The 15,260-nt window shown below is 51.6% G+C and carries 10 protein-coding genes; 7 read left to right on the top strand and 3 right to left on the bottom strand.

Annotated elements, in window-relative coordinates; translation table 11 throughout:
- Positions 1–253 precede the first annotated feature (253 nt).
- On the top strand, positions 254–376 hold the full coding sequence (locus ACYVGC_RS16260) for a hypothetical protein (protein WP_460584900.1): 123 nt from the start codon (positions 254–256) through the stop codon (positions 374–376).
- A gap of 83 nt (positions 377–459) precedes the next feature.
- On the opposite strand, the gene ACYVGC_RS16255 is transcribed toward ACYVGC_RS16260, so the two are convergent.
- Entirely contained in the window at positions 460–1,608 is a 1,149-nt protein-coding gene (locus ACYVGC_RS16255) for an acyl-CoA dehydrogenase family protein (RefSeq protein ID WP_460584899.1), read from the bottom strand.
- Between the two features lie 341 nt (positions 1,609–1,949).
- Here ACYVGC_RS16255 and ACYVGC_RS16250 point away from each other — a divergent pair, with 341 nt between their 5' ends.
- The 6 genes from ACYVGC_RS16250 (at position 1,950) to ACYVGC_RS16225 (ending at position 9,681) form a co-directional block, all read left to right on the top strand.
- On the top strand, positions 1,950–2,777 hold the full coding sequence (locus tag ACYVGC_RS16250; RefSeq protein WP_460584898.1) for a polysaccharide biosynthesis/export family protein: 828 nt from the start codon (positions 1,950–1,952) through the stop codon (positions 2,775–2,777).
- A gap of 53 nt (positions 2,778–2,830) precedes the next feature.
- Positions 2,831–5,326 (top strand): GumC family protein, encoded by a 2,496-nt coding sequence (locus tag ACYVGC_RS16245; protein WP_460584897.1) that lies wholly within the window; start codon positions 2,831–2,833, stop codon positions 5,324–5,326.
- A gap of 101 nt (positions 5,327–5,427) precedes the next feature.
- Positions 5,428–6,114 carry a tyrosine-protein phosphatase gene (locus ACYVGC_RS16240; protein WP_460584896.1) on the top strand — a complete coding sequence of 229 codons (687 nt, stop codon included), beginning with the start codon at positions 5,428–5,430 and terminating at the stop codon, positions 6,112–6,114.
- Positions 6,115–6,160: 46 nt separating this feature from the next.
- Positions 6,161–7,183, top strand: coding sequence for a Rossmann-fold NAD(P)-binding domain-containing protein (locus ACYVGC_RS16235; protein WP_460584895.1), 1,023 nt, complete (start codon positions 6,161–6,163; stop codon positions 7,181–7,183).
- Positions 7,184–7,326: 143 nt separating this feature from the next.
- Positions 7,327–8,724: a tetratricopeptide repeat protein gene (locus ACYVGC_RS16230; RefSeq protein ID WP_460584894.1), complete on the top strand. Its 1,398-nt coding sequence runs from the start codon at positions 7,327–7,329 to the stop codon at positions 8,722–8,724.
- A 126-nt stretch (positions 8,725–8,850) separates the two neighbouring features.
- Positions 8,851–9,681 (top strand): phosphosulfolactate synthase, encoded by an 831-nt coding sequence (locus tag ACYVGC_RS16225; RefSeq protein ID WP_460584893.1) that lies wholly within the window; start codon positions 8,851–8,853, stop codon positions 9,679–9,681.
- Positions 9,682–9,764: 83 nt separating this feature from the next.
- On the opposite strand, the gene ACYVGC_RS16220 is transcribed toward ACYVGC_RS16225, so the two are convergent.
- Positions 9,765–12,059: a T9SS type A sorting domain-containing protein gene (locus tag ACYVGC_RS16220; RefSeq protein ID WP_460584892.1), complete on the bottom strand. Its 2,295-nt coding sequence runs from the start codon at positions 12,057–12,059 to the stop codon at positions 9,765–9,767.
- Between the two features lie 345 nt (positions 12,060–12,404).
- Positions 12,405–15,257 (bottom strand): T9SS type A sorting domain-containing protein, encoded by a 2,853-nt coding sequence (locus ACYVGC_RS16215; RefSeq protein WP_460584891.1) that lies wholly within the window; start codon positions 15,255–15,257, stop codon positions 12,405–12,407.
- Between the last annotated feature and the right edge of the window lie 3 nt (positions 15,258–15,260).

Here is a 15,260-nt window from a genome sequence, read left to right as displayed (position 1 = left end):
TCTGGGGTTTTAAGGTACGACAAGTGCCTGATTTCTCTACTTTAGATTGGCCTAGTTTACTGGGAGGAGGTCAACTCTGGAGATAACCAAACCATTGGGCCTGGCAATTTTTCCTTCGTGCGGCCTACAATATCCAATTTACAACGGGATTTTATTTGGGAATTATCTGATAGCCAAGGCAAGATTACTAAAGGCACCCAGCCTTACATAGCAGCCAACTTCGATACGGTGACGGTCACCATCCATTTCTAGCATGAGAACCCACATACTCTACGGGCTGCTAGCCCTGCTTGCTGGCAGCTGCGGCCGCTACGACGGCCCCACCACGGCCTCGGGCCAGGTCGTGGACCGCCATTCGGGCCTGCCCGTGGGCTAAGTATCCCTGCTAAAGCAAAAAAAGCCGCCCGACAAGCAGTAGCTTATCGGGCGGCTTTTTTTGCTTTCAGTACCCTAATCCACCTACTTAAGCAAGGCGCGGGCAATAACCAGCTTCTGAATTTCGCTGGTACCCTCACCGATAGTGCAGAGCTTGGCATCACGGTAATACTTCTCGGCCGGATAGTCTTTGGTGTAGCCGTAGCCTCCAAATATTTGCACGCCCTCGTTGGCCGTGCGCACGGCTACCTCCGAAGCATAAAGCTTGGCCATGGCCGACTCCAGGTTCACATTCTCACCGCGGTCCTTCATCTCAGCGGCGCGGTAGGTTAGCAGGCTGGCCGCCTCAATCTCGGTAGCCATATCAGCCAGCTTAAAGGCAATGCCCTGGAAGTTGCTGATGGGCTGATTGAACTGCTGGCGCTCCTTGCTGTACTGCAAAGCGGCCTCGTAGGCCCCCTGCGCGATACCGAGGCTGAGCGCCGCGATGCTAATGCGGCCGCCATCGAGCACCTTCAGGCTTTGCACAAAGCCATCGCCCACTTTGCCGATAACGTTCTCAACGGGCACTTTGCAATCGGTGAAAATCATTTCGGTAGTTTCGGAAGCACGCATACCCAGCTTGTCTTCCTTGCGGCCGCCGGCAAAACCTGGCGTACCCCGCTCCACGATAAAGGCCGTCATGCCGTGCGAGTCGCCGACCTCGCCGGTGCGGGCAATCACCACGGCCATATCGCCGCTTTTGCCATGGGTGATGAAGTTTTTGGCCCCATTGAGCACGTAGTATTCACCGCTGGCATCGAGCACAGCCGTGGTGCGCATGTTACCCGCATCAGAGCCAGTATTGGGCTCGGTGAGGCCCCAGGCCCCTAGCCACTCGCCCGAAGCCAAGCGTGGTAGGTACTGCTGCTTCTGCGCCTCCGAAGCGTGCTGAAGGATATGGCCAGTGCACAGTGAGTTGTGAGCGGCCATGCTCAGGCCGATGCTACCATCAATTTTAGACAGCTCAACTATCGCCGTCACATATTCCTGGTAACCGAAGCCCGAGCCGCCGTACTGCGTTGGCACGAGCACACCCATGAGGCCCAATTCACCAAGCTGCCGAAATAAATCGCGCGGAAATTCCTGCGTATCATCCCAACGCATCATGTTGGGCTTAATCTGCTGCAGACCAAAGTCGCGCACCATCTGCGCAATCATTGCCTGGTTTTCGGTCGCTACGGTAGCTTCCATAAGTAAAAAACGGGTGGGGGTAGGGGGAGAGATAACGCGGCCGAGTTGACCACATACGCAAAAATACGATTTTGAGGCTGTTAAATACTACCGGCCATTATGCAGCAACTGGCCAGCTTTTTGAAAGCCCACTGTAAAGGAGTTACTTTTGAGGCATTTTTTATCCTTCGAGGTTGGCGGCCCGCGCTTTACAGAGGTCCGCTACTTCTTGCACAAACCCTCCTTTGGCTCTTTCGTTCATGCCCTTGCTCCGGCCGTTCCAACGGTTTTTGCTCCTGGCCTTGCCAGCGCTCTGTTTACTTTCCTCGTGCGCTACCAGCCGCTATTACAATCAGCGCACGATGTTTCAACTCACCAAGGGGGCGGATGGCGTAGTCGATACAGCTAAGCTACGGCGTGCCGTTAACCGCACGGCCCGAAACTATGCTATCCACCCTAATGACTTGCTGAGCGTGCAGGTTTATACCAACAAAGGTGAAAAGCTCATTGACCCGAACGGAGAATTGCGTTTTGGCAGTTCTGGTGGCGGCGCCGTTGGAACGGCTACACCAGTGGCTGCCACTGGCACCGGGCAACGCGGTGGTGGTCAAGGAGGCACTTCTTCCCCTGGTGCCACCCAGTTTGTGGTGCAAGCAGATGGTACTGTCCGGCTACCGCTGGTTGACCGCGTGGTGGTGCAAGGCCTGAGTCTAATTCAGGCCGACAGCGTTCTCAAAATACGCTACAGTGAATATTACAAGGAGCCGTTTATCAAGACGGCCGTCACTAACAACCGGGTTATCATTCTCGGGGCACCTGGCGGACTGGTTGTGTCGCTGGCTAATGATAATATGAATTTGCTGGAAGTACTAGCGCTAGCTGGTGGCCCCGATGGAGGAGGAGCAGGTGGTGGCACAGGGGTTGCGCGTAATGGCGGGCGCATCGATAATATCCGCATCATTCGGGGCGACTTAAAGAACCCGCAAGTGCAATTTATCAACTTGAACACGTTGGAGGGAATGCGCCGGGGTAACTTACAGGTTGAGCCGAACGATATTATTTACATTCAGCCTTTACGCCGACCACTATTGGATTCCTTAGTTGATGCTGGCCCAATAATAGCCCTAAGCACTACACTGCTAAGCACTATAAGTATTATTTATTCTATTTTTATAATAAATAATAACTAAACGTATTTTATAGCAGAACTTACAACAACTTGACTAGGCTGAATACTATGGCAATGAGCGAAAATGCAGAGCTTGAGGAGCTAATTAGACGCACCACAACTGGAGCCGATAACGCTCAGCCAATCAATACACTAGCAGTTGATGAGGAGGAAGCGGAAAGCAGCTTCGACATCAGCACGTTAGTTTTGGCAGTGCGTCGCAGCTTGCCTTGGGCGGTACTGCTAGTTATGCTTGGCCTGACAAGCTCCTGGCTTTATTTACGTTACACCAAGCCAATTTACAAAGCCTCTTCTGTACTCAAAATAGATGAGCGAAGTAATGCCAGTGACTTAGGATTGGGAGCATTAGCTGGTAGCGGCGGAGAAAACAGTTCCTCGCAACTGTCCGGCGAAGTAGAATTAATTAAGTCAAATCTCACCTACAAGAGAATCAAGCAGGTTATTCCGTTGGATGTTAATTATTACACGCAGGGTACTGTACTAGAAACTGAACTTTTTGGTAGCTGCCCATTTAGCGTAACTTACACCATTAGTGACCCAGCTTATTATAATCGCAAGTTTAATATAGAATACCTTGATACTAAAACTTACCGGCTGTCAGTTGACATAGCAGGGGAAACGTTGACAGGGAATTATGCATTGGGGCAGTTGGTAAAACTGCCAGGTATATCATTCAGTTTGTTACCAACTACTGAAACTAAAAACAATGCTTTTTCGGAAACCCTTTATCATTTTGTCTTATTAGAAGACAACACTATTACCGCTTACCTCGAACGAAACCTTACAGCTGAAATACTCAATCCGAGTGCTAATACGATTCAAATTTCCTTTCAGGATAATAATCGTCTGAAAGCGCAGCGGATTGTCAATGCCCTGGATAGTGTTTATCGCGATGCGAAGGTGGCTCGTAAGCAAGAGTCTACGGAAAAAGCTTTAGCTTATCTTGACCAGCAGCTTGCAGCCAACGGCACGAATCTGGCCAAGGCAGAAGACAACCTGAAGGTTTTTGTAGAGCAAAATGGTACCTACGACGCCAAGGGTCAGCTGGAAGGCATCGGCGAGAAGCTAACCGAGATTCAGAAAGACCGCCTGGAGCTGGAACAAAAGCTTACGTTGCTCAATGAAGTAGGTCGCCTGGCCTCACAGGAGCAAATCACCATGAGTGAAAACGGCACGCTGGCGGAGGCGGCCCCGGGGCTGGCAATGCTCAACGATGGCCCTATTACGCAGCAGCTCAGCGAGTTGAATGAACTACAACAAACCATACGGCGCGTCGAGCGGTCTTACACTGATAAAACGGAGGCACTTAGTCAGAAGCGAGCGCAGGTAAAATTTGCCCGCGCGGCCCTGCAGCGGCAACTGCGGCAGTCGCAGCTGCAGCTGCGCAACCAGCTGGGCCTGCTGGATGAGCAGCAGAATAAGCTGAACAGCACGCTGCAATCGCTACCCGGCAAGGAAACTGAGCTGGCCCGCCTAAAGCGCCCTCTGGAGCTATACAGCAACACCTACCAGATGCTGCTAGAGAAGAAGGTGGAGTACAATATTCAGAACGCGGGTACTACGGCCGACTTCCAAATTCTCTCGCCGGCTTATGCGCCCGATGCGCCCATTTCGCCGGTTAAGTTCTTGGTGTATGCTATTGGCCTGGCCGGTGGCTTAGTATTAAGCCTGGGGCTGATAGCCGCGCGCTACCTGATGCACAACACCATCACCAGCGTGAGTGAGCTGGAGCGTAATACAAAGGCATCGGTGCTGGGTGTGATTCCAACCTACGACAAGGAGAAGCTGAATGTATCGCGTTTGGTGGTGGATAAAAATCCGAAATCCTCCGTATCGGAGGCCATTCGATCAATCCGGACTAATTTGGATTTTATTAGTCCATCTAATAAGAAGCGCCTTATTTCGGTCACCTCTACCATCTCGGGTGAGGGCAAAACATTCGTTACGGTTAACTTAGGAGGCATCATTGCCTTGTCTGGTCAACGCGTGGTTATCCTCGACCTTGATATGCGTAAACCTAAGGTCAACCTGGCTTTTGATGCCGAAAACGTACGTGGTATCAGCACTATTCTAATTGACCGGCATTCGGTAGCCGAATGTGTGCAGCACACCAGTATTGAGTCTCTGGACTTTATTTCGGCGGGACCTACGCCGCCTAATCCATCGGAACTAATACTGAACCCGCGCTTCGATAAGATGCTGGAGGAACTGTATAAAACGTACGACGTGATTCTAATTGATACTCCGCCTGTGGGGTTAGTAACAGACGGCATTCTTATCATGCGAAAAGCTGATGTGCCCATTTATATAGTGCGCGCCAACTATTCGCGCAAAACTTTCCTCAAAAACATGAACCGGATGATGCGTAATAACCAGTTTACGCGGATGTCAACCATCCTGAATGATGCTAAAGCGCAGGGCTCTTATGGCTATGGCTACGGCTATGGCTACGGCTATGGCTATGGCTACGGCTCCACTGGGATGGGGTATTACGAAGAGCCAGTAAAGAAGCCTACGCTAAGCCAGCGCATAAAAGGGCTATTTAGCTAAACACCTTTATGTCAGCATTTTGGCAAAAATTATTCACCCGTAAGCCAGTACCGGATAACAAGCATTCAGTGGTGTCTCCCCTAGCCAATCTGGCGGTGGATATGCATTCCCACTTGCTGCCTGGCCTGGACGACGGGGCCGAAACGCTGGCGCATAGCCTCGACCTACTGCGTGAGCTGCGGGCATTGGGTTTTGGCAAGCTCATTATGACGCCCCACATTATGGGCGACTTTTATAAGAATACGCCCGAAGGTATCCGAACTGCCCTTGGGCTGCTACGCACAGCGGCGGCCGAAGCTGGCTTGGCTGATGTGGTGCTAGAGTGTGCGGCCGAGTATTACCTCGACGAATGGCTGGGCCGTAAGCTAGCAGATGGTACAGAACTGCTGACGTTTGGCGGTGAGCGGCGCTACCTACTCATTGAAACTTCTTACCTCAACGAACCGCTCAACCTACAAGGGACCATCTTCGACTTACAAGCCGCGGGTTATCGCCCAGTGTTGGCCCACCCCGAGCGATATGTCTATTTTTATGGGCGTTTCGCAGAGATAGAAAAGCTGCGCCAGGAGCAGGGCGTGTTGCTTCAGCTGAACCTCAACTCGCTAGCGGGCTACTACTCGCCAGCGGCCCGCCACGTGGCTGAAAAGCTAATTGATGCCCGGCTGGTGGATTTTGTTGGCACCGATACGCACCACCTGCGCCACACGGCCGCCTTGGGTACCAAGGTGTTGAAATCAGCCTATTTTCACAAGTTGATGGCTCTGCCCCTGCTCAACAATACTCTGTAAAGCCTGCGCCGAGGCCTTAGTTGCGCAGGGAATTATTTTTGGTGCTATGATTTTTGTAACCGGTGGCACAGGCCTTATCGGCTCTTTTGTGCTGCAAGCGTTGGTTGGCCGAGGGCTTACCATTCGGGCTCTTTACCGAGGAGCTACGCCCCCAGCCCAGCTGGTAGGTGTCGAGTGGGTACAGGGCGACCTGTTGGACGTAACCCTGCTGGAGAGTATACTAACGCCGGAAATCACGCATGTGCTGCACTGCGCCGGCCTGGTTTCCTACGCCCCACAGGATGAGGACGAGCTGCTCCGCGTGAACGTGGAGGGCACGGCCGCCATCGTCGATGCCTGTCTGCGCCGGCCGGCCATCCGGTTGGGCTATGTTTCCTCGGTAGCAGCACTGGGCCAGCCCGCCGCCGACCCAGCGCTCGAACCCACCGCCGCGCCGCGCCGCCTGGACGAAACCGCCACCTGGGACCTGGGAGGTAGCCACCCAACCTATGCCACCAGCAAGTACCTGGCCGAGCTGGAAGTATGGCGCGGCGTGGCCGAGGGCTTGGCGGCCGTTATCGTGAATCCGTCGGTAGTACTAGGCCCTGGTGACTGGCATCGCAGCAGCACGCGCCTACTGCGCTACGCCTACGAGGAGCACCATTTCTACACCCAGGGCCAGGTAAACTTTGTGGACGTGCGCGATGTGGTGAGCCAGCTATTGCGCCTCACCCTTGACCTACCAACCCTCCCTTCGGCCCGCTACATTCTTAGCGAGGGCCTGCACCCACTGGGCGATTTCTTAGGGCAAATGGCTACTGCCTTTGGGCGGCGGCCACCCACCACCGCCGTACCCAACTGGGCGGCCGAAATCATTTGGCGCCTGGAGCACGGCCGGGCTCTCCTTACCGGCGCGCGCCCACTCATCACCCGTGACACGGCCCGCGCCGGCCGGCGGCCAGTTTACTACGACGCCAGCAAGGCCACCCGCACTACGGGTCTTGCCTTCCGCCCCTTAGCCGAAACCATCGCCTGGCTGGCCCAGGCTACTAAAACGAACCGGACAACTCTCCCCACGGTTGTATCTTAGCGAGTAGCAGGCAGCCCCATTTTCTCTATTAGCAGGGGTACGCGGTGTGGTTGGCAAGCCCTTGGCTGGCGCTTAGCCTTGGCCCCAAATTAGTACACTGAGCGAAGAAGAGCTACCCGTTATACTTCGTGACAATTATGCGCATGAACGAACCATTTGATGACCCGCGAGCCGCCCAAGACATGGTGCGCCGCTATGAGCGAATGCTGGCCCACGATGAGGCCATATTCTTTGACTTAGAGGAGTTTGAATTAATTATTGACCACTACGTAACGAGTGCCGCTTTCGATAAGGCCCAGCAAGCCTGCGAGGCGGCGCTGAGCCAATACCCATTTTCGACTGAGCTCCTGATTGACCGGGCGCAAATTGCTGCCATGCGAGGCGACTATGCCGAAGCCGAGCGCCAGATTGCCAGCGTAGCCAGCCTTGACCCCGACAATGCCGATGTGGCCGTGACGCGTGGGATAATTTCGACCCAACGGGGCGATTTTGAGGAAGCGGTGCGCTTCTTTCAGGCGGCGCTGGCCAATAACCCCGACCGCGAGGACATTCATTTTAACCTGGGCTTGGCTTACCAAAGCTGGCAGAAATACAAGAGCGCCGCCCGGCACTACAAGCACAGCCTGCGCCTGCACCCCGACAACGAAACGACCGTACAGGAACTACTTAACTGCTTGGAGGTTAGCGACCGAATGGCGGAGCATGAGGAGTTCTTTCAGCGCTTCACCGACGACGACCCTTACTCGGCCGTGGCGTGGTATAACTTGGGCCAGTACTACTACCGGCTGGAGAAATACGAGCAGGCGGCGGCGGCCTTTGATTATGCAATCGTCATTGAATCAGATTTTTATGATGCCCACCACTGGCTAGCTGACACCTATGTGTGCCAGCAGGAGTATCAGCGGGCCATTACCGAGTTTGAGCTAAGCTACCCGGCCGGTGAGCCCACCGATGAAGCCCTGTGCAATATTGGCGAGTGCTACGAAAAGCTACGCTCCTGGGAGCAGGCGCGGCAGTATTATCGCCAGGCTCTGGAGCTAAACCCCAACATGGATGAGGCCTGGTTTGGCCAGGGTGTGCTGTTGCAAGAGCAGGAGCGGCCCTACGAGGCGTTGCATTTCTTTCGCAAGGCAGTGGAACTCTATGGCGAAAGTGGTGAGTATTGGGCAGCCCTCGGGGCAGCCGAAAACCAGGTTGGCAACATTGTCAGCGCGCTGGAGGCTTACGAAAAAGCCACTGAAGTGGCCCCCGAGGAGGCTACTGGCTGGGTGAGCTGGAGCGCCATTTTATACGAGCAAGGCCACTACGAGGAGGCCGTGGACCTGCTGCAGCACGCTGTGGAGCTACACCCGCACGAAGCGCACTTTCACTACATGGTATGCGCCTACTTGCTGGCCGCCGGCCGCCTGCGTGAAGCCTACCAGGAGCTGGAAACCGCGCTCACGCTCAATTACGAGCAGCATTCGCTCCTATTCGACTATTTCCCCGAGTTGCAAAAGCAACCAGCGCTGCAACGACTCATTGACCAGTTTCGCAAGTAGTGAGGTGCCCGCCCCAGCACCCAAAAATGCCTGTGCCTTTCTGAGCTAATTTTGTGCCTGCCCACCTACTTGGTGGGCAGGCTTTTTACTTATTCTTTTGCCGGGCCCGCGCCCGCTTCACTACGCATGAATTATTCTCTTTCGCAGCTTCCCGAACGTACTGAAAAGCCTCGTGAGCAAGGCTTTACCATGATGATGGACAAAGGCCTGAGCTTACGTGAGGTCGAAGATTTTCTGGAAGTAGCCGCCCCTTATACAGATATCGTTAAGTTGGGCTGGGCCACATCCTACGTAGTGCCCAACCTCAAGCGTAAGTTGGAAATCTACAAGGAGGCCGGCATTCCGGTATACTTGGGCGGGACGCTATTTGAAGCCTTCATCATCCGTAATCAGTTTGATGACTACCGCCGCTTGCTCGATAGCTTCGGCCTGGAATACGCTGAGGTTTCGGATGGCAGCATTGACCTCGACCATGGCCGCAAATGCGAGTTTATCCGCGAGCTGAGTAAGTCGGTGAAGGTGCTGAGCGAAGTAGGTTCTAAAGACGCCGAGAAAATTATCCCGCCCTACAAGTGGATTTCGCAGATGCAGGCCGAGCTTGACGCCGGGGCCATCAAGGTAATCGGCGAAGCCCGTGAGGGTGGCAACGTGGGCCTTTTCCGCAGCACAGGCGAAGTTCGCTCGGGGCTAGTAGAGGAGATTTTGACTAAGATTCCCTCCGAGCGCATCCTTTGGGAAGCTCCTCAAAAGGCGCAGCAAGTATGGTTCATTAAGCTATTGGGAGCCAACGTAAATCTGGGCAACATTGCCCCTAATGAGATTGTGAGCCTCGAAACCATCCGCCTGGGCCTACGGGGCGATACGTTCTCGCACTTTCTGGATATGGATGCGGTAGACCCCATGTTTCAGCCCGCTGCCAAGACTGGCAAACCGGGCACTTCTATGCCGCGTGGCTAGCACCTTGCTTTACAGAAAATCAGCAGACGTAAAAAAGGCGGGCTCCCATGTGGGAGCCCGCCTTTTTTACGTCTGCTGGTAGTCTATTGCTTCTGCACACGCACCTTCTGGGTGGTGCCATCTGGCAGGGTAACCTTAGCCAGGTAGAGGCCGCTACGCAGACCATCGAGGTTAGTGAGGGTGAGGCTAGCATTGGCCACCTTCAGGTCTTGCTCCAGCACGATACGGCCGGTCATGTCTACTAACTGAACGTGCGCAACACCGTTGCCTACCACCGTAGCATCAAGGTTAAAGTCGAGCTTATTGGTGAAAGGGTTGGGGTAGCCAGCCAAGGCTGTTGCAGCCGAGGCAGCACCGCTGAAGCTCACTGCGCGCACGGGTGAGAAGGCTTCCTTCTCGTCAGTATCAATCTGGCGCAGACGGTAATAGCGCACGCCGCTTTTACCAATTTCTGTATCAGTATAAGTATACACGAGTTTCTGATTGCTGTTGCCGTTTTGGGTAGCTACGAAAGCCAGCTTACGGAACGTAACGCCGTCAGTCGATACCTGCACTTCGAAACCGGTGTTGTTCTTTTCAGAAGCCGTAGTCCAACCTAGTACGACGTCAGCGTTGTTGCGAACGGCCGTGAAAGCTGAAAGGCTAACGGGTAGGGGATTAGTACGGTCACCAAGCGTGAGAAAGTAGTTTGGGAGCGATGGTTGCGCTACCAACGATACTGTGTTAGCCGTTTGGTCAAGGTTGCCACCGAGCGGGGTGTAAGGAGCCGCGCCAGTGTTGGTGCGGAACATAGTTAGGTTAGGCTCCATGATAGTATTCAACTCGTATTCAGAATCCAAGTAATGAAATACTACGTTATTATTAGATCCAGCCGTTGCAACGCTGCCACTATTATCATCGCCTGAAATAGAATACTGACGCTTAATAGGAACTGGTGTAACTCTGGGTGAAGGTGTAGTAGGGCCTAGTAACGGGTCACCAATGATTCGCTGCACCGTTACCAGCGTAGCAGTGTGGTTAGGCGTAAAATCTAGCCCAATATTACCGAAGGTCTCCTGTATACCTACTCCGTTATTATCTAACTGCAAGGGTCGGGAAGCCGAAGCAATGCCTTTAATGTACGAGACATTTGTTTCGCGACCAATTACCTCATTAGAAATCGAACCTGTACTACCAAGATTTATAAGCGAATTGCCAGTGGTATCAAAGACATAAGAGGTGGTACCATCTGCATTCTGCTTTGAACTGGCTGACTGAACAATTACGCCAGAACTTGTAGTCGGAACAAATGCCAATATATTGGTTGGTCTCAGTTCATTTGCTATTGACTTAATATCAGTTCCAGATATAATTACATCAGGTACTGACAAACGACCCGTTATAAATTGGTTGCTGCCAAGCAGTATCAGTCTGGAATTCTGAGTTGAATCGAGTACTCCAACGTTGCCAGTATTAGTACCTACCAAACCACCGCTCAACTGCTGAATATTACCGTAAACCCGCAAAACAGCTTGCTGAATGGTAATCTGAGCACGACCAGAGTTTGTAGTGCCGTTCAATGTCAGGTTGCGCACCCGATAGGGACGAGCCAAGCTATTCAATACAGGAAAAATAATATTTGTGCCCTGTGTGTTCTCCGGAATAATCGCATCTGAAGTAGCCGTAGGTACACCATTGCTCCAGTTGCTAGCTAAGAACCAAGCGGTACTAGTTGTGCTCTGCCAAGTGGTGACACTGCCGGTTGGGGTATTAATGGGAGATGCTACCATGAAAGTAGCGGAATAGGGAGTTGATGGCCCACTTGCCTTATCATTAACTGTACCCGCGTCTCCACCATCTTGCCAGTTGAAGTCATAGTATACGTCAAGTACGTAGGTACCGCCACCAGTATTACGGGGAGTTGTTAGTAGGTCAATATTCTGCGAACTACCGTATATGGATTTCGATGTATTATTATTTACTGAGCCATTCAATGTAACCTTGGTATAGGTCGGCATGTTGGCCACGGAAGTACCTTGCAAGTAGACCCGATAATAGAAGGACGAATTAATTGCAGTAGTACCTGATGGATTCAGTCTGTCACCGACCGAAGTAATATTAAGTGTGCCTGCAGAATTGAAAGGGTCAATTCCTGAAGCTATAAGCCCCCCGCCTGAAGCGCCACCTAAGACAGGCGTTCCCCCTTTACCATAATAAAGCTGAGTTGTAGTGGTAGCACCAGTCGTTGAGTAAGCAATAGTCAGCGAATCGGATGTAAAGCGCTGTGCTGAAGCAGAGTGCACAGTTCCTAATCCTGCAACCAGCAAAAGTATCGACAGAATTTTATGCCAGCAAAACCTGCTTGTATGGGTTTTTTGTGGATGGGTAAGTGTATGCATGGGGTAAAAAATAAGGTATTAAGACGGCTTAACGTAGATGCATGGCAAGGAATTGCGGCCTTGTACGCAGGTTATTACACTCAGTTTTGGCTTGAAAAAGCGCTATAAGCACTCAATGAGCGCAAAGCAATCCTAAAGGTAATGCTGTTAGCCAAAAGCAGCATATCTTTTCAAGAAGCATGCCACAAAATTTTATTCATCATCTATCTACTACCTTGAATACGTAACATTAAAAGAAGAAATACTGCAATTTCGTGACTCAAAATCCCTATGCATAAAAAAGGTCCGACCCTCCTAAGAGAGCCGGACCTTTTTAATTAGGTTGCAGGAATAACAGCCTATTGACTATCGTTTCTGGATACGAATGGTTTTTACTTCGCCAGTGGCCAAGGTAACTTTTGCTACATAAACACCGGTGCTCAAGTTAGCTTGCGGGAGGCTAACCTCTTGAATACCAGCAACGGTAGTGAATGCTTGACGGGCAACCACCCGGCCCATCATATCGACTACCTGCAAGGTGGCATCACCAGCGGTAGCAGACTGCACCAGGATAACCGGCAAGTCACTAGTAGTGAATGGGTTAGGGTACGAAGTGAGCGTAGTAGCCTGGTTGGCGCTCGCGGTAGAGAAGCTTACTACGCGTACTGGCGAGAAGTCGTCCTTACCATCTTCATCAATCTGGCGGAGGCGGTAGTAACGCGTGCCTGTCTTGTTGGCTTCATCATCGAGGAAGCTATACTTCAACACCGATGTGCTGTTGATAGCTTGGCTGGCCAAGAAAGCAAGCTTGCGAAACGTAGTGCCATCAGTAGAGACCTGCACTTCAAAACCCGAATTGCTAATTTCTACAGCGGTGGCCCAAGTGATAAGTGCATTAGCACTGGTGCGCTTAGCATCAAACGAGATGAGCTTGACAGGCAGTGGCGTCTGCTGCTCGCTGAGCGTGAACGTGGCGAAAGTAGTTACGCCTGACTTTATGAGTACGTTATTATCGTTCGAGTCACGACCTAGTTGACTGAACGTGTTGCCACCGGTAGTAGAAACGTACAGCGCGAGCTTTGTTTTATCTACACTGCCACTGTAATCAGGAGGGTTAGTTGTGTTAACCCGCAGGTTAACAAGCTCATTGTCGAGGTAGGCAAACTGCACTACTGCATTGAGGCCGGCAGTATTCGTACCCGGATTATTGGGTTGCACACCAAACACGCGCCGGATGCCAGGCTTTGGGTTCGCACCGCCGAAAGCAGTGGGGGCGTAGTTGCCAGCCGTGTTACGGCTAACGAATACGGGACCAGGGTCAAGGCCAGTGAAAGTAGTGGTAAGGCCAATGTTGCTGAAGTCTTGCGTAGTGCCCGGTGCGGAGGTTTGCGTAGTAATTAGATATCCCCGGAAAAAGGAATCATTAGTTTCATTAAGCAGGCGGCCGGCTGGTGTTACAATGCCGGTGCCGGCTTCTGTAGTAGCTGCATCAAAGCTGATATAATTAGTATCAGTTTGCGATATATCAGTCTGCAGAATACCGTTGATAAACTTTAGTGAACCCCCAGCTTTAATGCTGAAGGCACTAGAAAGGGTCTTAATGCTACCGGCAGCACCGTCAATTTCAACGTTGGTAAAACCGTTCGTGTTACCACTGATAGTCTGGTTGCCTTGGCTTTTGAAGCTAATAGTAGTGCCAGCCCGTTGGATAAAGCTCTGTTGCGTATTGTTAAAGTCTCCAAAAACGTCGAGGCGACCAACAATCAGACGCAAAATGCTTCGTTGCGTTGGGGATGTGCCGCTCATGGTGAGGTCACGAACCATCGCATTGCCACTATTTGTGTTGTCGTAGCCAGGTGTAGCCGGGATAGTATTTTTCGTACCATCGGGGTTAGTAGTGGTCATCTCACCTACTGGCTGCTTTACTACGTTGCTATAGATGTTGGGATAGGTGATGTTAGAACCGCTCGGGAAATCTGGTATGCGGGCGTTAGTAGTAGCCGTAGGAATCTGTTTGGGATTCCAGTTATTGGGGTTAAACCAGTTATCGTCAATCCCACCAGTCCAAACTACCGTGACGATAGCCGTGCCCGTTACTGAAAAATTAGCTACATAGTAATTCCCCCCATTATCATCACGAACAGTGAAGTTATTACTGCCATTAGTGTAGCTAGCTACAAAGTAGGCATCTACATTATAACCACTGGCAATATTAATATTATTTAATAAATTTTGCGCAGCACTATTCAAAGAGAAACTACGAGTCCTTGTTCCGTCTGCGTTCGTTACTACTTGAGTTTGAGCAAGTGACACAAAGCTAAAGCCACCACCAGCTGTAGCAGAGCTGTGCACACGGTAATAGAGGGAAACGTCAGTGATATTATTGTTGCCATTTTCTATAGTAGTAGATGTACCACCATTTAACAACAGTTTGCCAGTATTCACATCGAAGGCACCAAGATTAGCCCCGTTAAAGACGGTAGTTGTGTAGGATACATCACCACCATTATTTGGGTTTATCAGAATAGTGTTAGGACTGGCCGCAACAAAAGAGGGAGGTGTAGGCGCATTAAGCACAAACTGTGCTTGGTACGTAGTCGTTACAGGGTCTTGGTCAGTATTGGTAGAGCCATTCGAGCCTTGCGTGTCAGTTTGAAATACGACCTCTAGAATGTATGTGCCTCCAACAGAGAGACCACTTAGAAGATTGACGTTAGCATCTGTAGTGTTAGAGTAAAACTGACTACCATTGAGTGAGCCATTACGTGGTAGAACCACTGACATATACGCCGGCTGCGTAGCTGCGCCTTGTGCGTATACCCGATACTGCAGGCGGGTAGTAGTAATGGTGTAACTAGCTGTCTTATTTGCCGCAGGTGGGTCAGCCTCAATCGAGCCACCATTCAATACCAATTTGCTTGTTCCACTCAGGTCATAAATGCCTAAGTTTAGCGAAGGGGTAGACTTACCTAGCTTATCGTATGCGATATATGGCGACTCAGTAGCAAGACCAGCATAATTGTGGTTAGCGTCCTGAGTGGCACTTCCAACAACTTGGCGCGTTAGCACAATACCATCGTTATAGTAAGTCGAGGATACGGTCTGCGCTCGCGCCGACTGTGAGGCACTTAACCCAGCTAGTAGGGCAAAGAGAGGGAGGAAGGTCCGCCAAGAAAGCCAGCCGAGGCTAGCTTTTGACGTAAGAGTACGTGTTTGCATGTT

Source organism: Hymenobacter arcticus (assembly GCF_054779975.1).
The sequence above is the reverse complement of the archived record's forward strand: the minus strand, read 5'-3'. Positions and strand labels throughout refer to the sequence as shown.

Excerpts from the sequence above, each read along its gene's own strand:
- ACYVGC_RS16260 (WP_460584900.1), top strand. The coding sequence starts at position 254 with ATGAGAACCCACATACTCTACGGGCTGCTAGCCCTGCTTGCTGGCAGC.
- ACYVGC_RS16255 (WP_460584899.1), bottom strand. The coding sequence starts at position 1,608 with ATGGAAGCTACCGTAGCGACCGAAAACCAGGCAATGATTGCGCAGATG.
- ACYVGC_RS16250 (WP_460584898.1), top strand. The coding sequence starts at position 1,950 with ATGTTTCAACTCACCAAGGGGGCGGATGGCGTAGTCGATACAGCTAAG.
- ACYVGC_RS16245 (WP_460584897.1), top strand. The coding sequence starts at position 2,831 with ATGAGCGAAAATGCAGAGCTTGAGGAGCTAATTAGACGCACCACAACT.
- ACYVGC_RS16240 (WP_460584896.1), top strand. The coding sequence starts at position 5,428 with ATGCATTCCCACTTGCTGCCTGGCCTGGACGACGGGGCCGAAACGCTG.
- ACYVGC_RS16235 (WP_460584895.1), top strand. The coding sequence starts at position 6,161 with ATGATTTTTGTAACCGGTGGCACAGGCCTTATCGGCTCTTTTGTGCTG.
- ACYVGC_RS16230 (WP_460584894.1), top strand. The coding sequence starts at position 7,327 with ATGAACGAACCATTTGATGACCCGCGAGCCGCCCAAGACATGGTGCGC.
- ACYVGC_RS16225 (WP_460584893.1), top strand. The coding sequence starts at position 8,851 with ATGAATTATTCTCTTTCGCAGCTTCCCGAACGTACTGAAAAGCCTCGT.
- ACYVGC_RS16220 (WP_460584892.1), bottom strand. The coding sequence starts at position 12,059 with ATGCATACACTTACCCATCCACAAAAAACCCATACAAGCAGGTTTTGC.
- ACYVGC_RS16215 (WP_460584891.1), bottom strand. The coding sequence starts at position 15,257 with ATGCAAACACGTACTCTTACGTCAAAAGCTAGCCTCGGCTGGCTTTCT.